The organism is Photorhabdus aegyptia (assembly GCF_000612035.1).
Lineage (GTDB): Bacteria > Pseudomonadota > Gammaproteobacteria > Enterobacterales > Enterobacteriaceae > Photorhabdus > Photorhabdus akhurstii.
In genome coordinates this window covers 93,868-118,111 of sequence record NZ_JFGV01000005.1, presented here as the reverse complement: position 1 = coordinate 118,111, position 24,244 = coordinate 93,868, and the positions used below count along the sequence as shown (strand labels likewise).

17 protein-coding genes and 1 pseudogene are annotated in these 24,244 nt (G+C 46.8%); 2 read left to right on the top strand and 16 right to left on the bottom strand.

Going from position 1 to position 24,244, the window contains the following annotated elements; genetic code table 11:
• Nucleotides 1-104: 104 nt before the first annotated feature.
• The 10 genes from BA1DRAFT_RS02620 to astC all read right to left on the bottom strand — a co-directional run bounded on the left by BA1DRAFT_RS02620 (nt 105) and on the right by astC (nt 12,716).
• A complete protein-coding gene (locus BA1DRAFT_RS02620) occupies nt 105-737 on the bottom strand; it encodes a hypothetical protein (RefSeq protein ID WP_036775883.1) in 633 nt (210 codons plus the stop codon).
• Between the two features lie 660 nt (nt 738-1,397).
• On the bottom strand, nt 1,398-2,222 hold the full coding sequence (locus BA1DRAFT_RS02615; RefSeq protein ID WP_036775882.1) for a class I SAM-dependent methyltransferase: 825 nt from the start codon (nt 2,220-2,222) through the stop codon (nt 1,398-1,400).
• 11 nt (nt 2,223-2,233) lie between these two features.
• Complete coding sequence (locus tag BA1DRAFT_RS02610) at nt 2,234-3,388, bottom strand: cysteine desulfurase family protein (protein WP_036775880.1); 1,155 nt, start codon at nt 3,386-3,388, stop codon at nt 2,234-2,236.
• 12 nt (nt 3,389-3,400) lie between these two features.
• A complete protein-coding gene (locus BA1DRAFT_RS02605) occupies nt 3,401-4,285 on the bottom strand; it encodes an LPD16 domain-containing protein (protein ID WP_036775879.1) in 885 nt (294 codons plus the stop codon).
• A gap of 730 nt (nt 4,286-5,015) precedes the next feature.
• On the bottom strand, nt 5,016-6,470 hold the full coding sequence (locus tag BA1DRAFT_RS02600; protein ID WP_036775877.1) for an amino acid permease: 1,455 nt from the start codon (nt 6,468-6,470) through the stop codon (nt 5,016-5,018).
• Nucleotides 6,471-6,564: 94 nt separating this feature from the next.
• Complete coding sequence (gene astE, locus BA1DRAFT_RS02595; protein WP_051560626.1) at nt 6,565-7,551, bottom strand: succinylglutamate desuccinylase; 987 nt, start codon at nt 7,549-7,551, stop codon at nt 6,565-6,567.
• 12 nt (nt 7,552-7,563) lie between these two features.
• Nucleotides 7,564-8,907 (bottom strand): N-succinylarginine dihydrolase, encoded by a 1,344-nt coding sequence (gene astB / locus BA1DRAFT_RS02590; protein ID WP_036775876.1) that lies wholly within the window; start codon nt 8,905-8,907, stop codon nt 7,564-7,566.
• Nucleotides 8,908-8,956: 49 nt separating this feature from the next.
• Complete coding sequence (astD, locus tag BA1DRAFT_RS02585) at nt 8,957-10,432, bottom strand: succinylglutamate-semialdehyde dehydrogenase (RefSeq protein WP_036775874.1); 1,476 nt, start codon at nt 10,430-10,432, stop codon at nt 8,957-8,959.
• Nucleotides 10,433-10,434: 2 nt separating this feature from the next.
• Nucleotides 10,435-11,463 (bottom strand): arginine N-succinyltransferase, encoded by a 1,029-nt coding sequence (gene astA, locus BA1DRAFT_RS02580; RefSeq protein ID WP_229001395.1) that lies wholly within the window; start codon nt 11,461-11,463, stop codon nt 10,435-10,437.
• Between the two features lie 44 nt (nt 11,464-11,507).
• Nucleotides 11,508-12,716 carry an aspartate aminotransferase family protein gene (gene astC, locus BA1DRAFT_RS02575; protein WP_036775871.1) on the bottom strand — a complete coding sequence of 403 codons (1,209 nt, stop codon included), beginning with the start codon at nt 12,714-12,716 and terminating at the stop codon, nt 11,508-11,510.
• Between the two features lie 1,529 nt (nt 12,717-14,245).
• On the opposite strand from astC, the gene BA1DRAFT_RS02570 reads away from it, so the two are divergent.
• Complete coding sequence (locus tag BA1DRAFT_RS02570) at nt 14,246-14,986, top strand: SDR family NAD(P)-dependent oxidoreductase (RefSeq protein ID WP_036775870.1); 741 nt, start codon at nt 14,246-14,248, stop codon at nt 14,984-14,986.
• Between the two features lie 226 nt (nt 14,987-15,212).
• On the opposite strand, the gene BA1DRAFT_RS02565 is transcribed toward BA1DRAFT_RS02570, so the two are convergent.
• Nucleotides 15,213-16,232 carry an alpha/beta hydrolase gene (locus BA1DRAFT_RS02565; RefSeq protein ID WP_082303617.1) on the bottom strand — a complete coding sequence of 340 codons (1,020 nt, stop codon included), beginning with the start codon at nt 16,230-16,232 and terminating at the stop codon, nt 15,213-15,215.
• 64 nt (nt 16,233-16,296) lie between these two features.
• On the bottom strand, nt 16,297-17,508 hold the full coding sequence (locus tag BA1DRAFT_RS02560; RefSeq protein WP_036775866.1) for an MFS transporter: 1,212 nt from the start codon (nt 17,506-17,508) through the stop codon (nt 16,297-16,299).
• Between the two features lie 169 nt (nt 17,509-17,677).
• On the opposite strand from BA1DRAFT_RS02560, the gene BA1DRAFT_RS02555 reads away from it, so the two are divergent.
• Entirely contained in the window at nt 17,678-18,556 is an 879-nt protein-coding gene (locus BA1DRAFT_RS02555; protein WP_036775865.1) for a LysR family transcriptional regulator, read from the top strand.
• Nucleotides 18,557-18,770: 214 nt separating this feature from the next.
• Here BA1DRAFT_RS02555 and tnpB read toward each other — a convergent pair.
• The 4 genes and pseudogenes from tnpB to BA1DRAFT_RS02535 form a co-directional block, all read right to left on the bottom strand.
• Nucleotides 18,771-18,974: pseudogene (gene tnpB, locus BA1DRAFT_RS02550) on the bottom strand (IS66 family insertion sequence element accessory protein TnpB); the annotation flags it as partial.
• Complete coding sequence (gene tnpA, locus BA1DRAFT_RS02545) at nt 18,968-19,270, bottom strand: IS66 family insertion sequence element accessory protein TnpA (protein ID WP_036775863.1); 303 nt, start codon at nt 19,268-19,270, stop codon at nt 18,968-18,970. The pseudogene tnpB and the gene tnpA, both read right to left, overlap by 7 nt.
• A 187-nt stretch (nt 19,271-19,457) precedes the next feature.
• Nucleotides 19,458-19,895, bottom strand: coding sequence for a hypothetical protein (locus BA1DRAFT_RS02540; RefSeq protein ID WP_036775861.1), 438 nt, complete (start codon nt 19,893-19,895; stop codon nt 19,458-19,460).
• Nucleotides 19,892-24,226 (bottom strand): RHS repeat-associated core domain-containing protein, encoded by a 4,335-nt coding sequence (locus BA1DRAFT_RS02535; RefSeq protein ID WP_235200948.1) that lies wholly within the window; start codon nt 24,224-24,226, stop codon nt 19,892-19,894. The genes BA1DRAFT_RS02540 and BA1DRAFT_RS02535 overlap by 4 nt, the downstream gene beginning before the upstream one ends.
• Between the last annotated feature and the right edge of the window lie 18 nt (nt 24,227-24,244).

Here is a 24,244-nt window from a genome sequence, read left to right as displayed (position 1 = left end):
GCAAGGGAGCGAATCCCCGGGAGCATAGAGAACTATGTGACCGGGGTGAGTGAGTGCAGCCAACAAAGAGGCAACTTGAAAGATGACAGGTATATAGTTGAAATCTATTTTGCTAACAATACATAAGAAATTATGACATCTATTTTAGCTGGCTTTTCTGATAACCACCTATTAAATACATTTCCTATTCCTACTCTCTGGTATTCTGAATCACAACTTGCCGATGTTCCTGTTACACCAAGCCCATATGTTCCTCCCCCTTCAGCTTTATACTCACACTTATGTTTAATTTTAAAATCATTATATAACCAACTGGGTTCTATTGTACTAAACTCAACAACAACGCCAGGATTGCTATTTGTCAGATAACCTTGCGAATAAGTATATTCGGGAGCAATTCCACAAAAACTTTTGCCTTTAACACAAGGAAGACTTTTATACTTATTCTGGTGAAATGCTTTATATTCCTTTATTCCCATCCCTCTATACCAATACATCGCTTTTTTTGCTTCAGCATCACGATTTGCCGCTTTATTATTTACTAATGTCACTTTATTTGGTGTATCTGCTGAGACTGAAAGTGTGCAATTTTTATACATAGACATCACTTTGGTCTTTTCCAGCCCATTTTTAGTGATTATTTTTTCTATCTTTGGATCTGTCTTACATGCCATGCTAAAACTACTCACTGCGAGCAAAAAAGGGGAAATCAGGAAAACTTTTTTATTTAAAATCATACTTATCTCCTTGCTTTATTCAATTAAGAAATTTAACGTTCAATAGAATAAAAATAAATTTCATTGCTGTTATTAATATACTTATTTTAAAACATATCATTACGGATGACCGATAATAAATTAATCAATTAAATCACTCTCTATTGTTACCACCTGACCTAGATAACGATATGTTATTAAATCATAAAAAACAAAAACAAATTCCAATATGATTAAAACAAAAAATATTTAATTTATATATCAAGACAACATGGCAATAATAAAATGATTATATAACCATGTATACTACAATGGTCAAAAACATATTATAATCGCAATAAAAACACCATGCTGATAATAAAACAAAATAACTACTTAGATTAATTCCAAAAATCTAAAATATAATTAAATAAAATACACATTTCCATAACATTAAAAATATATTTTTGAACAATCGCTACATTTACTTTAAATTAATTTAAATTCAATTTCGCATAGTCAGTACAACATAATTACTCTACGAGTAAACGGGTTTATCATTCATTGAATTTTTAGTAAGCGGTCAAGCCAGGCATCCAACCCGAGACAGGAAAGTTGAATGCACTTCGGTAGGTTAACATCATTATTCACACGCAAATAGGTAGGATACCTCCTTGCCCAATGGGCAGGAGGTAAAGGATATCACGGACGATAACCGACAAAGGCCACGCGCGACAACCTGCGTTCGATTGAGACTAATCGAGTGGTGGACAAGAAGTTCTGCATACGTTCGAACGTCTCTTCACCCTCTATTACGATAAACTGCTCCTTGCGCTTCTCACGCCCGGCACTCCAGCGTTCGCTGAGTTCAACAACGCTTTGTGTCAGGTCCACCTGCATTTCGAGGCAAAGGCCCGCCTCATTGATCAGGCGCTCGTTCAATCCGACTGGGCTATAAAGGAAATAACCTGGCATGCCACGTATCACTATCTCTTCTTTACTGAGCATGCCCGTTACCAAGGTAGGATCAGTATATAAAAACCGTCCGCCGGGCTTCAGTAGCCGACACCACTCACTCAGCAAGGCCAGCCGATCGGGAATATGAATTACCGAGTCGATGCACCATAGCGCGTCAAAGGTGCCGTCGGGAAATGGCAGAGGCTGACGAACATCACTGTCGACGAAGTTGCTTCGATCTTCCAGTCCGAAATCTGCCGCAAGTTGCCGGGCAGTAAGGAGGCCGTGAGGATTAATGTCAACCCCCGTCACCCTACAGCCGCTGGTCCTTGCCAAAAACAGAGCCGGCCCTCCAGACCCACTGCATACATCCAGCACATGAGAGCGGTCAGATAATTGAAGCCATTGGGAGAACTTTCTAAACTCATCAGCAGAGGACCAGTTGTTTTGCCCCAGGTCTTCGCCATAAGTCTCTTTGCGTACCTCGGATACCGCTTCCGCAGAGAAACTACCAAAAGCCCGTTCGTAAAAACCAGTGCCAGAGCTTGAGGAGGAAGTTTGCATAGTCATAGATAATGCTCCTAGCGAATAGAATTTAATCGGAAGACAAGGTGTTCAATTGCGGTATCCAGTATCGCATTATCGAGATCCGGATCAAAACAGAACCGAACCGACGCATTGGCCTGAGCCGAGGTTAAGCCAATACCTGTGAGCACATGCGAAGGCTGTAGTTCCGCGGAGTTGCAGGCTGAACCTGACGATATAGCCACCTGATGCAACCCGGATATCAACGCCTCCGAAGCGATACCTTTGAACTGAACGTTCACGACATATGGGGAACTGCAAGAGAGATCGGTATTCAACACTGCGTTCGGCACTCTTTGATGCAGACGAGTGATGAAATAGTCTCTCAATGCGGTGACTTTTGCCTGGCGTTGCATGAGGGTCGACTGAACCATCTGGCACGCAAGGCCAAACCCTACAATCAACGGCGTCGGCAAGGTGCCGCTACGCAAATGATTCTGACCGCCGCCATAGATAAAGGTCCTCAAACGTGCGGCAATACGCGCATCGACAAAAAGTGCCCCGACTCCTTTCGGCCCCCGCATTTTGTGGGCGGAAAATGAAAGCATATCAATTCCCGTTTCCTTGACGTTCATAGGAATTTTGCCGACAGACTGGACAGCATCCACATGTAGCCAAGCGCCTGACCGACGCGTGATTGCGGCGATTTCATCCACCGGCTGAACGGTGCCTAGCTCAGAATTCACATGAGTGACGCTGACGATACGGGTGTCGGCGGTCAGTCTAGTCATGACATCTTCCGGTTTTACCCGACCATTGGCGGCAACCGGCAGATACTCGACAGCAAGCCCCCGACGAGCCAACTCTTTGCCGACGAGCAACACAGATTTGTGGTCGATGGGGCAAAGCAGCGCTCCCGCAGGAGCGCATTCGTTGTGGGCAAAACTCGAAAAAAGAGCGATGTTGTTGGCTTCTGTAGCGCCCGATGTGAAGACGATCTCTTCCGGGCGGGCGCCGATGAGAGACGCAACTTGTTGGGTGGCGTTCTCAATCGCATGCCGGGCACGACGCCCCATCACATGAGCGGAAGAAGCATTGCCGAATTCATGCTCCATATAGAATCGCATGATGTCGACGACCTCTGGAAAGCATGGTGTCGTGGCGCAATGATCCAGATAGATTGTGCCAGTCGGGTTTTCATTGACATTCATAGCGACTCCCTATCAGGAAGTGAAGACGGCAACGTTAACGAGCTTCGAATAGATCTCTTGCTGCTGCATCTCTCCGCTTCCACCGGGATCTGCAACAATCACCTTCATACCCGAAAGCCCATACAGAGAGAGCGCGGTGCTTACCCCTGTTTTGACCGGTTGGAAACATTCGCCGGGGGCAAAAATCACCAGAAGGCGATGTTGCGCGTTGTAGACCTCAGAGATCATCTCCGTGATCTCTCCCGCACATCCGGTAACACCACAGGTAATGAGAGGACGATAGTCGCCGTTTTCGTCCACAAGAGAAATTTCGGTTCCAGCATCAGGGCCATTGTCGAGAACCCGACGATTTAATAGCCCCGCTTTGACCAACTTATCGGCGCTTTTCTGGAACCGATATTTCAGCCAAGTCTCCGGGTAGGCAATAGGGTGCTTGCGGCTTGCAAGTATGTTTTGTTCAGAGAATCGCCCGCTGCGCTCCAAGATAGATTGGTATGAGGCCGGAAGCGCGGAGAATTGCTCGTAGAAGACACGTCTTAATTCGGATGCAGGCCCATTATCGCGCGAAACATATTGCCAATCGTTGATAAGCAATAGAAATTTAATCGCTTCGAATTGGGGATCAAGCTGCTCTGCGATTCGAACACCAAGTTCCCAAGTATATCCTGGAAAGATTCCTACACGTCGTTCAATTTTTTCTCGCATGGGCGAACTATTTTCTTCGATAACCCCCGGTACGAGGCATCCCCGTTCTTCGTCAAGGAAGAGCATGAAATGCCCTGCCATAATGACGAGATCCGGATGTGGAGTATTAGTTACTTCGGCGAGAATAAGGTCGAGTAGCTCAGCCTCGGATTGAACCAAACGGTGGCTGTTTGAGATGTTAATTTGCTGCATATGTGCCTATATTTATATTATTGATTTTATTAGAAACTTAAAGGCTGTATTATAGTTATGGAAACCGTATAACCCATTTTAATTTTCCTGGTGGATTGCTGAATTTCACTCACTATGAACATCCTCCCACACAACAATTATCAATTATCAATTATCGACTGATAATAGATAATATATTTACATACAATCTATCATACAACAATTAATAATATTAATTATTAAATCCACACCCTGTACTATTTAATATACACTAACAGCCAAGATTAATGTTGTATATCCTTGCCTCGGAGAGACCAAAGGCATTAACTAAAACGGTCAACGATTCAAAATGAATTAAAAAATTTGACGAAAAACAAAATAAAGCATCAATAAATTTAATTTAAAATTTAATAAAAGCACCGAGATCATGAATATCCAATGCCAGATTCGACTAATAATACAGGTAGCATGGAAGCCTATTTGGCATTGAAGGGACTAAACACTTAGCAGGTGAAAACTAATGGACTTAACAAATTCTCAATTGGAAGTAGGTCAAAAGAAATAACGCAACTCTGACTAAAATATCTGCAAAGGCAAACCCCCGCCCGCCAAACGATTTGATTATCACCTGAGGTAATTGTTTGGTATTCGTTGAATATCATGCAATCAAATGAGCCGTTTCGGCTAATATGAGATCACCATTGAAGCCATTTTTCTAGCTGCTTCAATTCATTATTTCTCAATTAGCTGACTACGAACGAAAACTCTCTTTTGATATCTGATAACGTTGTTCTTCCTGTGCCTCATTTCTCTTTTTTACGCGCCATAAAATACTTAACAAAATAAACCATAAAGGCGTGACACAAAGTGCAACCAGTGTATCCGGGTCAAAAACCATTACCACTATGGTAAAGATGAAAAAGGTCAGGGTTATCCAAGTCATTAACATCCCCAAAGGCATCTTAAAGATTGAACGTTTATGTACATCAGGGCAATTCTTACGATAAACCAAATAGGCAATCAAAATCACACACCAGCTATAAATCACCATAATCGAAGCAACGGTGGATACAATAGTAAACAACTGCATGACATTCGGTATGATAAATAAAAGCGACGTACCAATCACCATACAGAAACAAGAAAACATCAAGCTATGTACAGGAATTGCGGTATTACGGGAAAGAATTTTAAATTTCCGGTGGGCATTCTTTTCTGTTGATAAGCCATAAAGCATACGTGTACAGGCATATAATCCACTATTAGCAGAGGACATTGCCGACGTTAACACAACAAAATTAACCACTGCGGCGGCGGCAGGCAGACCAGCCAAGGCAAATAGCGTCACAAAAGGGCTAACTTCCGCTGAAATTCGCCCCCAGGAAGTGACAGCAATGATGCTTAACATGGAGAAAATATAGAAAATAATAATTCTTATCGGGATATTATTAATGGCTTTCGGCAATATCTTTTCCGGATCTTTGGTTTCTGCCGTCATCGTGCCAACTAGCTCAACACCGGTAAAAGAAAAAATCGCTATTTGGAAACCAGCAAAAAAACCAAAAATACCATTTGGCAGAAATACCGATGGATCAGTTAAATTATTCACAGAAGCGATCATACCATCTGGTGATTGCCAACCTACCATCACCATACCAACACCAATAATAATCAGCGCTAAAATCGCAATGACTTTAATCATGGCGAACCAGAATTCAGCTTCGCCAAATAAGCGGACAGAAAGAAGATTACAAGTACCCAGCAAACCTAACGTTATAAATGCAGGCACCCAAAGAGAAACGCCGGGAAACCAATATTGAATGTAGCCGCCGCATACAACAACATCAGCAATACAAGAGACAATCCAACTCATCCAGTAAGTCCAGCCGAGAAAAAAACTGGCTTTGGTGCCTAAATAATCGGAAACGAAATCGGCAAAAGAGCGATAACTCAATTTCGTCAGGAGTAATTCTCCCATTGCCCGCATTACCATATAGACAAAAAAACCAACAATCGCATAGGTAATAATGATCGATGTACCCGATACGGCAATGGTTTTTCCTGATCCCATAAATAAACCTGTGCCAATAGCACCACCAATAGAAATCAATTGAATATGACGCGCACTCAGCCCTCTATGAAGCGTTTGTGTATCAGCAAATTTCTCTGCCGAAAGGTTTTGTTGAGTTTTATTGTTTTTTATCATGATAATACCCGCCCGTCATTAAAGAAGCAGTTGACTGCCAAATCTTCCCAAATAAGAAGTTACCACGGCTTCAGGAAGAAATTAGAGTAATATCTTATTTAATTATTTTTTCATTTAACGCAAGTAACAGTCCCGCCCTTAATCCATTAGCTACCTCAGCATTAGGAAATAAAATAAATTTCGCCGGAAATTTAATTTTCCAATGGCGATCATGTTGGCTGGCGATTTCAAATCCTTCTGGTAATTCAGTAAAATTCAAGGTATCTGTGGGTATATGAAGCTGAAAACTATTATCACTCTTAATAATAGAGTCAATTACCTGATAATGTTTCAGCTCAGATTTAATGCGTGCAGTTATTGGTGATAAAGAAATTAAGTTATAAAGGGCATCGGTAATTTTTTGGAATTTGGTTAAATCATTTTCCCCAAAAGGCATTGCTTTACCCATCTCCATCGTACAGCTATCCGCCCCAAACTTTTCACTCAGAAAATGGCTGAAAGTCCCGGCTTTCTCACGATGGTAAACCAGTGCATCAATATCGCTGTCATGCAACCATTGCATAAATTCAGCGGAAAAGGGACGGCTCTTGACAGGCAACAAGGCAAATTGTTCATGGTGAGAAGCGCGGATAGCGGTATGCAGATCAATATGCCAGCGAATATTTGTCGACGACACCGAAGGTTCAGCAAAAAAACAACTCACGACATCTTCAAGTTCAGCCGCACGCGATCGCTCATCTCCCTGCGGGAAATCCAGATAACGGCCACTAAACATGCGATTCAAATCATGCTGTAAATAACGTCGATTCGCCCGTATCGCAGGCAAATTACCGAAGATGATCAACAATTTATTTTTTAGTGTTAACGTACCATCCGCCAACTGCGCGAGTAACTGAATCAATATTTCAATGGGCGCGGTTTCATTACCGTGAATGCCGGCAGAAATCACCAGAGACCGATTTTCTCCCTCATGGGGAATCAGTTGCAATACCCCTTCTGACAACCAATGTGCGCTCATTGTTTCTGGAAATGTCAGGTGGTCGGCAAGTTTTTTTTCAAGCAATAATGTTAACAGATCCATATCTGCTCCAATTTAGCGCTGAAATTCATAGATCGACCCTAAATTCAGGATCTGCGTTAGCTCATCCAGAGCGGTATAAACTTCACGAAGTAACTGAGGATCAACCAAATCACCGGCACATAATTCGTCACGATAATGGCGCGTTATCCATTCGGTCAGGCGATTGTAGAGCGGCGTATTCAACAATGTTGCAGGATTAACAGCACGAAATTCAGCATCATTGAGTACCACCCTCAGACGCAAACAAGCCGGGCCGCCGCCATTGCGCATGCTTTCCCGCAGATCAAAAACACAAACTTCATTAATCGGTGAAGAGGATTGCGCAATCAGCGACTGTAAATAGCTCCAAACGACAGCATTTTGACGGCACTCTTCAGGAACAACGATCATCATCTTTCCGTCAGTTTTGCTCAACAATTGACTATTAAAAAGATAGGAATTAACGGCCTCTTTAATGCTTACTTGCTCAGACGGCACCTCAATTGAGACAAAATCCTGTCCCAACACCGCCAGTTTCTGCTTAATTTCGGCCAGTGCCTGAGATTGATGAAGATAAGCATGTTGATGATGAAAAAGGACATTTCGGTTGCTGACCGCAATCACATCGTTATGGAAAACACCACTGTCAATGGCGACCGGGTTTTGCTGGACAAAAACGGTTTGCGCCGGATTAAGCTGATGCAGTCGGGCAATCGCTTCACTGGCTTCCAATGTTTGCCGCGCCGGATAATGTTTGGGTACCGGGCCGCCGCGAAACACACTACGGCCATAAACAAACACCTGTACGCCGGGAGTATCATAATCACCGCCAAGGCGATTATGGTTTGCCGCCCCTTCATCACCAAAATCTTCATGTTGTGGAAGAGCCTGATGGTGGACAAAATAGTTTTGGTCAGCAAACGTGGCCTTTAACGCGGCGGCTGTCGTTTCTACTTCCAGCGAACGGTGCAACTTGTTATTCAAATTTGCTACCGTGAAATGAACTCGCTGATCAGCGCTATCCGCCGAAGGCGACACGGTTGCCGCATTTGCCGTCCACATTGATGAAGCAGAACTCAGTTTTGATAATAACACCGGAGAATATTTGGCCGCTTTATGAAGTATCTGCTCATCACTGCCGACAAAACCTAAATTACGTAAGGCAGGGATATTAGGGCGTTGTTGCGGAGGAAGCACTCCCTGAATAAACCCCGCATCAGCCAGCGCTTTCATTTTCATCACACCTTGCAACGCGGCTTTACGCGGATTAGATACGCTATCCTTATTATTAATCGAAGCCTTATTACCCACAGAAAGCCCCGCATAATGATGGGTCAGGCCGACCAACCCATCAAAATTCGCTTCAAAACCAGCCATAAATCCCTCTGAAAAAATTGTATAAATTGAAACCTATTCCGTTAAACGGTTAATCAGGGAAGCAGATCCCCGGCGCAAGCGTCTCAGGAAAAGTAAGTTCGTCGGCAACCAGAGATGCCATCGGCCAGGCACAATAATCGGCAGCATAATAAGCACTAGGTCGGTAGTTTCCTGACGCGCCAATGCCGCCGAAAGGCGCTTTACTGGAAGCCCCGGTTAACGGCTTATTCCAGTTCACAATGCCCGCTCTGGCATCTTCTGACAGGCGCTGGAACAAAGCAGCATCCGGCGAAATTAAACCGACCGCCAGCCCAAATCGGGTGTTGTTGGCGATTGCCAACGCTTCATCAAATGTGTCATAACGCATAAGCATGAGCAGCGGCCCGAAATACTCTTCATCAGGAACATCAGCGATTTGGCTAACATCAATAATTCCGGGGGTCAGAAACGTTGATTGCGGCTGACATTGCTCCAGCGAGACCAAAGAGATCCCTCCCAGTTTTTGCAACCGATCTTGAGCTTCCAATAGATTTTGCACAGCCTGTAGAGAAATGACTCCACCGATGAACGGCTGAGGTTGGGCATCCCAATGGGATGGCACGATCCGTTCTGTCACCTCCACCAGACGCTTAATCACCGCATCTCCATGCACGCCATTTTTCACCAACAATCTGCGGGCGCAAGTGCAACGTTGACCGGCTGAGATAAATGCTGATTGCACAATGGTGTAAACCGCGGCATCAATATCGTCGCAACCATCGACGATCAATGCATTATTTCCCCCCATTTCAAGCGCCAACATCTTCTCCGGCTGACCGCCAAGCACGCGGTGAAAGTGAAAACCAGTATTGGCGCTCCCCGTAAACAGCACGCCATCAATCTGCTTATCCTCCAGCAATGCAGTCCCGGTACTGCGCGCTCCCTGAACCAGATTGAGCACACCGGCGGGCAAACCCGCTTTTTCCCATAGTTTCACCGTCTCTTCCGCGGTCATCGGCGTCAATTCACTTGGTTTAAACACCAGCGTATTACCCGCAATAAGCGCAGGAATAATATGACCATTAGGCAAATGCCCGGGAAAGTTATACGGACCAAAAACCGCCATCACACCGTGAGGACGGTGACGCAGTAAGGCACGGCCGTCTGGCATAATCGTTTCTGATTCACCGGTACGCTGTTCCCACGCTTCGATAGAAATCGCCGCTTTACCTATCATGGATTGTATTTCAGTCCGCGTTTCCCATAACGGTTTACTGGTTTCCTGACTGATAACACGAGCAAGCGTCTCTTTCTCCTCATTCAGTAAAGCCGCAAACGTCTGAACGACTTTAATCCGCTCACTGGCGGGCAAATGCGACCAGACATAAAACGCCTCGCGGGCAGCATGACAAGCGGCTCTGACCTGAGAAGCATCAGCGCTGTTAGCTTGCCACAGAATCTGTTGATCTATTGGGGAAAATTTAGTTATTGACTCACCCAGCCCCTCAATCCATCTTCCCCCAATGTAATGTGCTTTATAATTCATGTTTAATTTTCCTTTGGAAAGAGACTAACCAGTCGAACCTGCTCCCCATCGCTTACTTGAAGTGCATCCATCTCAGCGGTTGTTAAAAACAGTTCATTACTGTCACACGCCACATTTAATAAAAGCGCTCGGAATTCACTAAACTGCTGATTGGCAACGATGCAAGAAACACCATCATCTCTGGTCACTGATGCTGCTTTACTAACAGGAACGAGGCGGCTCTCTTTTACCGCACGTATCCGGTCAATCTCAGCCTGTAATAAAGCGCCGCCATCAAAAATATCGATATGGCCTTGATAGGCAAGACCTTCTTTTTCAAGAATGGCCCTCGCAGGTACAGTTTTTTCATGGACCTGCCCAATCACCTTCTGAGCCTCAGCCGATAATAAGGAGATATAAATAGGGTGAAGGGGCATGAGCTCTGCAATAAAGGTTTTCGATCCAATACCGGTTAAGTAATCTGCCTGAGAAAAAGGAATACCAAAAAAATGTTGTCCCAATGAATTCCAGAAAGGGGAATTTCCTTGCTCATCTGCAACTCCCCGCATTTCAGCGAATATAATTTTAGAAAAAATATCCCTAAATGCGGCGATAAAAAGAAAACGAGCTTTGGAGAGAAATGTTCCATTTTTCCCCTTCTGATATTCTGGATCGAGAAACAAGGTACATAATTCACTGTTACCGGTCTGATCTTGCTCCAAAGTTAACGCTTCAATAGATTTATAAATCCCCAATTCACGTGATGAGCGAACGGTTTTTTGTACCCGAAAGTTATAAAACGGCTCTTCCAGCCCAACCGCCACTTCGATGGCACTGACACCCGCCACCCGATTCACACTGGTATCTTCCAGCACAAAAAGGAATCCCTGTTGAGCCCTGGACAGTTTTCCATCAAAAGTATCAACGCTACGCGCAATACGTGCGCGTAGTTGCTCCAGGTTATTGGGAAAAGATGTCAAACCTATACCAGCGCGTTGAGATAAAGACTGAACCCCATTTAAGTCACTATGCCGGACAGCTCGGAAAAGCATCATAACGTCACCTTCAACTTACTATTAACCTATAAACCTTACTATTAACCGACAAACCGCATGATGGCGCTTTCAAGACGAGCCAGACCTTCATCGATATCAGCAAAGTCGATATTTAATGCCGGCGCAAAGCGCAATACATCTGGACCCGCGATTAAGGCCATTAACCCCTCCTCTGCGGCCAAATTAGTTAATTGCTTCGCCTTACCCTGCCAAGCCTTATCCAATTCAGCGCCTAAAAGCAGCCCCTTACCGCGCAAACAACTGAATATTCGGCAACGCTGATTCAGTTTCGACAATTTATCCATGAAGTAATCATGACGTTGCAAAACGCCGGTGAGCAGTTCCGGCTGATTAACAATGGAAAGCACCTTATTGGCAACTGCTGCCGCCAAAGGATTACCACCAAACGTAGTACCATGCGTTCCTGGTTGAAAAACCGCTGCAATATGTTGTTTTGTTAACATAGCGCCGATAGGAAAGCCGCCGCCGAGACCTTTAGCACTGGTAAGAATATCAGGCTCAATACCATATTCCTGATAAGCATAAAGATACCCTGTACGACCTACCCCAGTTTGAACTTCATCAAAAATAAGCAACGCTTGAAAACGATCACACAAAGTACGTAATTCCTGCAAGAACGCAGGATCTGCGGGAATAACACCGGCCTCACCGATAATAGGTTCGACAATAACCGCACAGGTATTTTCAGAAATGTGTTCTTTAATTGCCGATAAATCATTATAAGGAAGATGGGTAATTCCTTGCGGAAGGGGAGCATAATCTTGTGAATATTTTGGCTGCCCTCCTACTGTAACGGTAAATAATGTTCTCCCATGAAAAGAATCTTTAAACGAAATAATTTCACTTTTATTTTTTCCATATTTATCAGAGGCATATTTTCTTGCTAACTTTAATGCTGCCTCGTTAGCTTCCGCTCCTGAATTACAGAAAAATGCTTTATCAGCAAAAGTACCTTCCACGAGTTTTTTTGCTAATTTCAGGACAGGTTCATTGGTGTAACCATTACCTATATGCCATATTTTCTCAATCTGAGAAATTAACTCATCCTTTAACTCAGGATGTGCATGCCCTAATGAATTAACGGCAATTCCACCTGCAAAATCGATATATTCCTTACCATCCTGATCCCATACTTTCGAACCTTTGGCCCGAACAGGTATGAACCTGGCAGGAGAGAAACAAGGAACCATATAGTGATCAAACCAACTTCTCTGAATATTTTCTAACATAGATCATTTCCCCTTAAAATAGAGAGTACACGGACGAAAGAAAGTAATATACCCCGCATCATTTTTCGTCTCACACTTACACAACTTATTAATGTATGCCGAGGAAAAGGTTTACCAAACTGAAACCTAAAAATCCTTAAAAATAATAGAATTACAGGATCTTTTTAATATTATTCTTATTAATCCCATGACTATTCCCAAAAATAGCTGCACAGCCACTAGACAGATACTGTTGCCCGCCTTTAACAAAGTCAACACAAGTTAGACACAAAAAAAATACTTTTTGATCTCGTTCAAAATTCCAAAAAGTATTTTTATGCACAATTTATGCACTTTTAGTGAATAAAAAGCGAATAAAAAGTGAATAAATGAAATCTGCTACATATAGATGAAAAGAATAAATAAATAATTATTCATTAATAACGCTAGAAATTTATTTACTTAAATGCAAAATAAAATTTGACGTAATTTAACTTTTAAAAACCAGAGTAAACCGATAATCCAAAACAACAAAAGAAGTGAACAATCTGACAATAATTTAATGTAGAATTAACTATCCAGTTAAGAAAATTGACTATATCTAAATGCTCTTAAATTTCAGACAACAACAATACCCCTGCCCATTAAGATTATTTTTCACAAATTGACTTTATTGTACCTTACCTCAATGATTTACTTAGATTAGAGAAACAGGTAAAGTCTTTTCAAGTGAAAACTATTCAATAGCGATTATCACTTTCCTCAATCTTGCTTTTACATAGGAAAAACTCGAGAACACCATTTATCCCAAATCGTCACACTAATGCCAAACAATTCATTATATTTTAATATATTAGAATTATAAAACATTTCCATCACAACTGATTACCAACTTCCTATTCAGAAGCTTAAACTAATTACTTTACCGACTTGATAAAGAATTGATATACGGTACTGCTTTACGATTGAAACAACAGATATAATCTTTACCATCAATTTATCACTCTAAATAAGAAACCTCTTTTAATTTCCTGAAATTTTCATTGAAAAACACATAACTGCATTATTAAAAGTGGAATCATCATGTGAACTTATTATATATAAATGTTAAATCACGTTACATTTTATTTTATTCATACTAATATCAAACCTATATTATTGAAAACCATTAAATATTTTTAAATACAAACTAAAACTTTACATTTAATTATAAAAAATTTTATTTTGGCAAACACCAGTAAAATTAGCCATCTATTCTAAACAATAGATACAATATTAATCCATAATACGACTTATTCAATATTTACAAAATCATTCAACACATCAAATTATACAAAACATAAGATTAAGTTGAAAAACAATTTATTAGGAATTATTTTAATAAGATTAAGATAATATCGTTAATGTAAATAGAAAAAAGGGCCAATACAAGCTAGAACTAATTTGATCACTTATTAAAAATGCTGAATTGCCTGAATCGATTGAGGATATGCCACAGGCAGTCAAGGATAGTATGAACTTATTTCGCATCATTTACAGGAGTAGAATATATGACTTTAAATTTTAACGGTAAGGTGGCAATCGTTACCGGCGGAGCTATGGGTATTGGTGCGGCAATCTGCCGCAGACTGGCTGCAAACGGCGCAAAAGTTGTCGTGGCCGATCTTGACGGCAACGCAGCTCAAGCTCTTGCCAATGACCTTGATAAGGCTATCGCCATTCAGCTCGACGTCTCCCAAGCATCTGCGGTAGAGCGCTTAGTGGCTCAAACGGTAGAGACCTTTGGAGCACTACACCTGGCAGTCAACAACGCAGGGATAGTCGGCTCGTTTCATCAGACCGTAGATTATCCGTTGGATGATTGGCATCAGGTCATCAATGTCAACATGCACGGCGTGCTGTACTCAATGAAGTACGAGATCCCCGCGATGTTGGCTTCCGGCGGTGGTGCGATTGTTAACATGGCCTCGGCCGCAAGTAGTGTTGGTCTCGCCAACTCGATTGCATACGTAGCAGCCAAGCATGCGTTGCTAGGCATGACAAAGACCGCCGCGCTGGAATACGCTACACAAGGGATTCGGATCAACGCCGTCGGCCCTGGTTACATCGACACGCCGTTGATGTCCAGGATCGACACCAATGTAGTCCAAGAAGCGATCAAGCTTCAGCCTATCGGCCGCCTCGGAACACCAGATGAAGTCGCTGCACTAGTTTGCTTCTTATTATCTCAGGATGCGTCTTTTATCACCGGTAGTTTCCACCCCATTGATGGTGGATATACCGCGCAGTAACTTTCTTAATATCTTAGGTTTTAACGGAGCATCATCATTCAGCTCTGAGCCATATTAAAACCGGGCAAAGCAGACAGTAGCCTCCTCTAGGCGCAATACGGCTGATATGCTCCACATTGTTGATGCCTGTTATAAAAAGGGTATTCAGGCCGCTGACGAACCTCGCTATTTTAAACGCGATTTATCAGCGGCCTGGAACTAAAGGCGCCTTTAGTTTGTTATTACCTTATTTCAAGTTGTGAGTGAAAAATGATGTAATCTTGTCAAATGGAATGAATTTCGTCCGATCATATAAGTCCACATGCAATGCGTCGGAAACAATGTAAAGTTCCTTAGGCCCAGCCGCCAATTTGTAAGCATCCTCGCTAAAGTAACGAGAATTAGCTTTCTCTCCCGCAATGAACAGAATCGGACGGGGCGAGATTGCCTCTATTTGAGAGAACGGAAAGAAATTCATTAATGCCGGGTTGCTGGTCAGAGACATTGCTGTTGTTGAACGAGGATGGTGTCCCCTCGGCGTCCGGTAGTAATCATAGAACTCGCGAGCTACAGCGGGTGACTCGGCGGTAATTTCTTCCGGAGTCCCGATAACATAGCGTTTCTGCCCACCTTCAAATTCGACGTAGCGTTGCTGGGCAATGTCTTCAAGTGCTTTGATCCTATCCTCTTTGGTCATTGTGTCCCCCAATCCCTGACGGCGATCCCGGCCCATATCATACATACTGATAGTCACTATGGCCTTCATCCGAGGATCGACAGCCGCAGCACTGAGTGAAAACCCTCCGCTCCCGCAGATACCAATGACACCAATGCGATTTCTGTCAACAAATGAGCGGGTGCCAATAAAGTCAACAGCAGCACTGAAATCTTCCACAAAAGCTTCTGGGGAGGCAATCGAACGAGGTTCACCGCCGCTCTCGCCGTTATAGGATGCATCCCAAGCCAGAGTGACAAAACCACGCTCTGCCATTGTCTGGGCGTATAAACCCGAACTCTGCTCTTTGACGCCCCCAAAAGGATGACCAACAATAATAGCTGGGTGCTTTTTCGACATATCCAAGTTTCTTGGAATATACATATCGGCAACCAGATTAATTCCCAGACGGTTATAGAACGACACCTTCTGGTGAATTACCTTGTCACTTTGCGCAAATATTTTATCCCAAGCCAGCGTATCCGCGGCAGATGCTACTGCCGATGTTGATAACATCGTACTCAAAGCTATTGCTGAAACTATCTTTTTCATGTTCATATATTTGCCTTTAATGAAATATAAAAGTCAGTACATTTTTCTCTGCTATTGCCCATGTTTACCCATGAGCAATAACGTCTGGATGAGCTGAACGCTGCGCAGCCCAGGTAAAAATGGCAGATAACGACAGTAATACCGCGCCAAAGACGAAGGGGCTTTTCCAACCCATGACATCAAACATTGCTCCGCCGGAACTGGCTCCTAACGTAATAGCTAGCTGAATAGTCGCGACCATCAGGCCACCACCAACTTCCGCATCATCCGGCAGTGCGCGGCTCAACCAGAGTCCCCAGGCAACCGGCGCTGGCGTGGCGACTAATCCCCAAGTTGCCAGTAACGCCGCAACCGCTATGCCAGAATTTCCGAAAATGGTAAGGACTACCGCAACCACTGCCATCGCGAGAGGGATAGCAATCAGGTAGGCAAACAACCGTTTTTTTAATAACAATCCGATGAAATATGTTCCAACCAGACCGCTAGCACCCAACAGAAGGAACGTGAAGGATAATTCAGTCACACTGATGCCAGTAATCGTTTCCAGAAACGGCCGCAGATAGGTAAAAACCGCGAACTGCCCCATGAATAACCACATAATGCCAGCCATACCCAAGGCAACCTGCGTTTTTTTTAGCAACCTGAATGGATTGACTGCTTCGCTTTTTTTACTGGCTTCCATCGCAGGAATCCCCCGCCACTGCCAGGCAAACGCCAGTATGGCAAGTGGGATCACCATAAAAAAAGCGCCTCGCCAGCCAATATACTGTCCCAAAAAGCTACCTAGCGGGGCTGCAATGGTCGCTGCCAGCGCATTGCCACCGTTTATCAGAGCCAGCCCTTTCGCAACAGAATCAGGTGGAAGCAGCCTCATCACAGTCGCCGTCGCCATTGACCAGAAACCACCAATGGCGATGCCCAATAAAGCCCGTCCGACCATGAACTCCACGTTACTAACGGCCAGTGTCACAATCACCCCGGATATTGTCAGAAGCAGCGTGAAACTCAGCAGCACTTTTTTCCGATCGAACTTACCTGTCAGGGGAGTATTCAGCAGGCTGGTCAGCACGGCAAAAAAGCCTGAAACTGAAATAGCCTGACCCACCTGCCCCTGGCTCATCTGCAAGTCCTGTGCAATTGGACTTAGCAAGCTGACGGGCATAAATTCTGACGCAATCAATACAACAACACAGAGAGCCATCGAAAAGACCGCTCCCCATGCAGGAGGCTGTGTTGAATGCGTGTATGGTCTTACATCAATATCAACAGTTTTCATTTTTCTCCGGCATTCATTTGATAGCAGAACGGAATGACGTGCTTTATGCATCCCAAACAACTATGGCGATAATCAAACTCATGTAGATCTTAATTGCATAGTGTTTCTTTGATTAGACGCTATAATTAGCATGCTCTTGTGAGAAAAATTCAACAATTGAGGTTTCAGGATGGATGATCTGCAAGCATTTTTGTTAGTGGCAGAGGAGCAAAGTTTTACAAAGGCAGCGGCAAGAATGGGCGTCACGCCATCAGCACTCAGCCACACCATTAAAGCTCTGGAGGGAAGACTCGGGGTACGTTTATTAACCCGCACAACACGTAATGTCGCACCGACAGAAGCAGGGGAAAGATTATTACATTCTATTAGTCCTCTTTTTGAGCAGATTAACGCTGAAATTGAAAGATTGGGTGAACTTCGGGATAAACCTGCGGGTACAATTCGGATCACTTGCTCAGACGATGCGGCACAGATGATCCTGAGGCCCATGCTTGCCAAGTTTCTTGCCAGATACCCTGACATCAACGTGGAGGTCAATATCGATTACGGCTTCACGAATATTGTCAATGAGCGTTTTGATGCAGGAATCCGGCTTGGCGAAGCTATCAGTAAAGACATGATAGCAGTACGTCTTGGTCCGGATTGGCGCCTCTCCGTAGTTGGGACACCCGCCTATTTTGAGCAGCATCCAATTCCGCAATCTCCTCATGATCTGACAAACCATTGTTGTATTAATGCCCGTTATTCAATTGTTGGCGGTGTTTACGTGTGGGAATTTGAGAAAGATGGCAGAAAGCTGAATATTCGGGTCAATGGGCAATTTACCTCAAATAGTACTATTCATCTTCTGAATAGCGCACTGGATGGTATAGGACTGGCTTATGTTCCTGAATATTTAGCTAAACCCTACATTGCCGACGGGAAACTAAAAGAAGTCTTAGCAGACTGGTGCCCATATTTTCAGGGATTTCATCTTTATTATCCCAACCGGCGACAAGCTTCACCGGCTTTTATGGCTTTTGTGGAAGCCGTCAGGTATCACGTCTAGAGTAAATAAGCATAACTGTCTCCGGGGCGGAGATAGAAAAAATATCAACGGTTCTCTGGTAATAAAAGTAAGGCGCCGTCTCCAGCGCCAACCAGATATCTTCACAGGGTAAAGTCGTCGGTATAAGGCTGTCCGTTTGGGGCGGGCCGCCGGGGAGCTTCCGGGAAATGCAGGCGTGACAGCTGGGTTTCCAGCACCGCGAATCGGTATCGGCATGCAGACGGCGGATACACAACCAGACACCGTGTCGGTCCCAGCGCAACACCTTGAGACGGGAGCGGGCCTTGTTACAGAAGACAAAAGCGGCTTCGTCCTGCCAGCGTAAATTCAGTCCCTCCAGGTGCTGGGTCAGGGCATCAATGCCCCGGCGCATATCGACGGGCTCTCGCACCAGAAAAAGCTGTTGCGGTTTCAGCATCGGGCCAGTACCCGCGTCACATCAGGCAACAGCGTCAATGGACAGACGATGGCATAGCCGTCTGGGGTATGCAGGGTGACGGTGGGCGCGTCGTCAGGCTGGAGTGAAACCGGCAAGAGGGCGGGCAGTGTCTGGCTGAGAGGTTGGCGCATTTTGTGACTGTCGGCAATCCAGTCGCGGAAAGAGGAAAAACTCAGCTGATGCTGTTGGCAATACTGTTTTCGGGTCAGGTCACTGTGGCGCCATTGGGTCACATGTTGCTGTTTTTGTTCCGGGGTATATCGGCTACGGCTCATGGTGTCAGTCTCCAGGTGAAGGTAAGGAAGCAGTAGCGAGCAGGGGCCGGAGGGGAAGAACAAGGTGAGATGACCGGACGTTTACGGTGAGTCCACCGGAACATTACCTTACTGTGGGTATTCGCCAAGATAGATCATTAATAAGGCCGGAAGATCACTTAGGATCTTCCGGCCTTATTAATATGTTTTAGGATAAATTAGAGAACCCAAAATCTATATATCCCTCAGAGCTAATAACAAAGCACCATTTTTTATTTTCATCAAAAAAATAATGATGTTGTGGCACATTATTAATAACAAGCAAAGAAATAGCATGGAATTGCTCTGGATTCATAGCGATTGCAAAGTCTAAAGATGAATCATTTATATAATAAATTGTTTTACTGCTAGATATGACCTTGTTAAGAGAATGATCTGCAACAAATTTATTCATTAATAATTCCAAATCATCATCTTTCGTATATAAACAACTTTGATGATTATTGGTTTTTGACCAATCTATTTTAGAGCCTTTCCATTCAAAAGAATCTGATAAAGAATCGGCTATTTCTTCCCAGTCATCTATTATTACTGGAGGATTAGGTTGTTGATTGATTTCATTTCTAATTTCTTCATCAAGAGTCATGAGCCTTTCCACGGTTTTGATGGAAGATCAAATAGCTTTTGCAGTTTAGTAACTGTTTTCTCAGTAGCATCAAAAAGGAAATGTTCACCTTTTTCTTTTCCACTAAAGACATTAATATGGGCACCGCTTCTTTCATCATATTCAATTCTAAAACCTGTTTTTCCATCAGCGGTAGTCATTCCGACAGGCTGGTTCTTTGTAGAACCAAACTTACCAGTGTTCACTCTCTCTGCTTTAAATTCTCTATCTGTAAGCCAATTTAATGCCTTATTTCTAGCTTGTTCAAATGAGTCTTTAATTGCTGGACAGCCAGCAAGACCCAGCGGGTCGATCCAACCAGTCGGATTATGCACGTAACTGTAAGGATTTACTCCTCCTGCTAACCCCAAAGGGTCAGGGCTGAGGTAGCACGCCGCTTCCGGCAAATAATAGCGGAACCGGTTATAGAATAAACCACTTTCTTCATCAAAAAGTTGTCCGGCGAATCTCAGGCCCGGGTCCAGTTGCGGGTTTTCGCCGTATCCGCCCAGCCGCAGCCCGTACAGGGACTGCTTCGGCCGCCGCCACACCCGTTTACCCGTCGGGTCGAACAGCGCCAGCGGCTCGCCGGTCGGGGCGCTGACCGCATACTGGGTCTGCACCTCCCCGGCCATCAGTTCCACCCGGTTGTCCAGATTCAGCGTAAACGCCTGCGTCTGCTGCGCTATCAGTTCCCAGCCGTCAAACACCAGATGGCGGATCATTTTCAGCCGGCCGTGCTGATACTCCCGGATTTCTGCCGGCACGTCGCCGTCCCACAGGTAGGTGGTCCGCTTACCGCTCGGGATACACCGTTTTTCTGTCCGCCGCCCGAAGGCGTCATAGCGATATTCCCACGCTATCCCGTCCGGGGTAATCAGCCCGGTCAGCTGATTCTGGCTGTTCCACCGGTATTTCGTCAGCGCCAGCTGGCACCCTTCCGCTAAAAACTGTTTCTCCTGCATGCGGCCGGCCCGGTCGTAAACAAACCGGTGCGAGCCCACCCAGTTCAGGCGGTGGCCCTCCTGATAGAGGGTTTCCCCCATAATCTCCTGCACCCCGTCAAACCGTCTTGACGGGTACCCCGTTTCATCATACTGATAATGCTCCCGCAGTGTCCGGCCTTCCCCCACCGAAATCACCTGGCCGTTGCCGTTGAGGAGATAATTGACCTGCTGCCCGTCATCACTGGCGGCGGTCAGATTCAGCGCGGTATCGTATTCATACCGGCGGGCCACGCCCGCGTAAGCGGGTCCCTCAATCTCGTCCGGTTCAGCCGGCCGGAAAAAGTAGGGGTTGCGGCCGGCCCGTTGCGCGGTTAACTGGCCCATCAGGCTGTACTGCTGACGCAGAATAAATCCCCCGTCCACATAACGGCCCGTATCCCGGCCGGCGTCATCCCGTTCCAGGGTCAGGGGCGCCTGCTCCGCCAGCGTCAGCTTAATCAGTTCCCCCACCCGGTTAACCTCCCGCCGGCTCTGCCAGCGGCAGAGGCGGGTCTGGCCGCTAAACCGGGCCGGACCGGCCACCGGCGCTGTTTCACCGGTCAGCAACTGCCGTTCTGCCGTGCGGGTATCCGGGTAGTGACGCAGAATCTCGCCGTGCGGCTGGATTTCCCGCACTATCCGGTCCTGCTCGTCGTATTCAAAATGCAGGGTGCTGTCCGGGGAGTCCACGGTTAACAGCCGGCCCACGCTGTCGTAATGATAACGGGTGGTCCCTTCCGGGGCGTGCAGCGCCGTCAGCCGGCGGGCGGCATCATAGTCGTAGCGGGTCACATTCTCTTCCCCGTCCCGCTTTTCAATGCAGTTCCCCGACCGGTCATAGCGATAATGCCACTGCGTGCCGGCATAATCCTGCTCGGTGATAACCCGGCCATCCGCATCCAGGGTATAGCTGTAAGTTTCTCCCTGCGGGTTAATCACCTGCGTCAGTTGCAGCGTGTCGGCATCATAACGATACTGCCAGCGATGCCCCTCGCCGTCACGCCGGGCGACCGGCAGGTCAAACGGACCGTACTCCACCTGCCATTTTACGCCGCGGGCATCGGTCCAGCAGGTTACGTTCCCGTGGCGGTCATGGGTGAAGTGTTCCAGCTGGTTGTCCGGCCGGTCACTGACCGCCACCCGGTGATGACGGTTGTAACGCCAGCGCCACAGCGCCCCCGCCGCAGTCAGGCTGCGCAGCCGGTCCTGACTGTCATAACCCAGACTGACGGTCCGGTTCTCTTCATCCAGCACCCGCACCAGCCGCTGATGCTTATCATATTCCTGTGTGCGGCTGTTGCCGTCCGGGTCTGTTTCGGATGTCACCAGCCCGAAAGCATTGCGGGTCAGCGTGGTTTTCCGGCCGTCCGGTGCAATGAATCCGGCCGGCTGGCCCTGTTCATCATACTGAGGCAGCCAGGTGCGTTGCAGCGGGTCGGTCATGCCGGTCAGTTGCAGGCTGTCAGCCTCATAGCTGTATTGCCATACCGCGCCGTCGGCCTCCGTCAGCGAAGTGACCCGGCCGGTATCGGCCAGATAAGTCAGCGTCAGGGTTTCCCCTTCCGGTAATATCTGTCTGACCAGATTGCCCCAGCGGTCATAGTCATAGCGGGTCACGCCGCCGCACGGGGTGTGGATTGCCGTGATTAACTGCTGGTCGTTGTAATGCCAGGTGGTGGTGTGCCCCTGTGGGGTGGTGGAGCGGGTCAGGCCGGGGGCATAATCCAGGTGGACCGGATAGAAGCCGCCGGCTCCCACACTGTCAGTACAGCGCCCCTGTTTATCATAACGGTAATCCACCCAGGTCTGGTCGCCATCGGACCAGCGGCTTATCAGGCCCTGGGCGTTATATTCATAGTACAGATGAAATTGCTGGGCGCTGTCCGCTTCCGCCAGCCGGCCGTTATCATGGTAGTGATAACGGGCCATCACTTCCTGTAACCCTTCATCGGTGCGGCGTATCTCTGTCAGTTGTCCGCGCAGGTTATAAAGCAGCGTCAGCGCCGGCCCGTCACTGTGGAGAACCTGTGTCAGCTGGCCGTGCTCGTTATAGATAAACCGCAGCCGGTTGTCATACACGTCCCGGTGTTCCGTGAGCCGCCAGCGCTGCGTCCCTTCGGATGAGGCCGGAGAGGACAGCGCAAAATATTTGCGAACCGGTGAATCCCGGTGACGGAGGATATATCCCTGTTCTCCCCGGCTGAGGGTGAAATCCGGGTGGTCCGGGTTGACGCTGTGGGTATAAGCGGCCGGTAAGGCAAAGTAAAGCGATGCCCCTTCGGTGGTGCGGATTTCTACCCGGTCGCCGGTGGCAAGGGCGCATTCGGAGAAGCTGTCCGTCCAGCCCGGCCCCAGTAAGCCCTGTTCCTCCGGCGCCCAGCTGCGCAGAAACACCAGCGGCAGGGTCTGGCCGAGGGTGATATCGGTCCGCTGGTCAAACAGCTGGCCGGTGGTGACGTCAATCGGGTCGCCGGTAAAGAATTTTTTCGTCGCTTCCCGGTAACGTTTCACGCCCTGAGTTTCTTTGAAGGCGGTTTTGGCACAGCAGAGGGTTTTCCCCGTGATTATCTTCGCGGCATGCCTGACGCCGGCAATCGCCCCGCTGACCACCTTTGCCCCGGTTTGTTTGGTAAACAGTTTACCCAGCCCTTTCAGGGCGCCGCGTGACGGCGGCACCAGAAATTCAACCGCCATCAGTATCGCCCGCTCCCAGGCGGAGAACTCTTCGGCGACTGCCAGGTAAGTCCCCTGCCCGGAGCCGATAAACACCGTTTTGGCCCCGGCTTTTATGGTGGCGCCGCACGCCAGCTTGTCATCCACCCGGGCCGCCGGCGAGCCGTTAATAAACACGGTTTCACTGCCCTGAGCAATCAGGGGGGGCGCCGGGTGTTTACTGCAAACGGCGGTATCGGTGGTGGCTCTGGCCGCCGGTTTGCCTTCGATAAAGACATTGGGGGAGCCACTCGCCAGGGCGCCGCTCGGCGGGCCGATGCTGTCCACCATTTTCGTGACGGCCGAACTGGCGGCGCTGATGACATCGCCAAGGGCAAATGTGGCGGCGGTCCCCAGGGCAATGACCGCGACAGTGGCCAGCCCGCCGGTAAGGATAGTCAGCCCCACCAGTGCCGATGCCGCGGCAAAGACCGCCGCCCCTATCAGCGCGCCGGTAATGGCGCCCGCCAGCGCCCCCAGGAAGCTGGCATGTTTAATCGGGTCGCCCTCACGGGCGGCGGCCGGACCGGGAGAGCCCTGTGGCGGGGAGACGTGCACCGCGTGCCGGGCGCCAACCCGCGCTATCCGGGTGACGATTTCATCACCAAGTGACATGGTGTTCCTCCTGTCAGG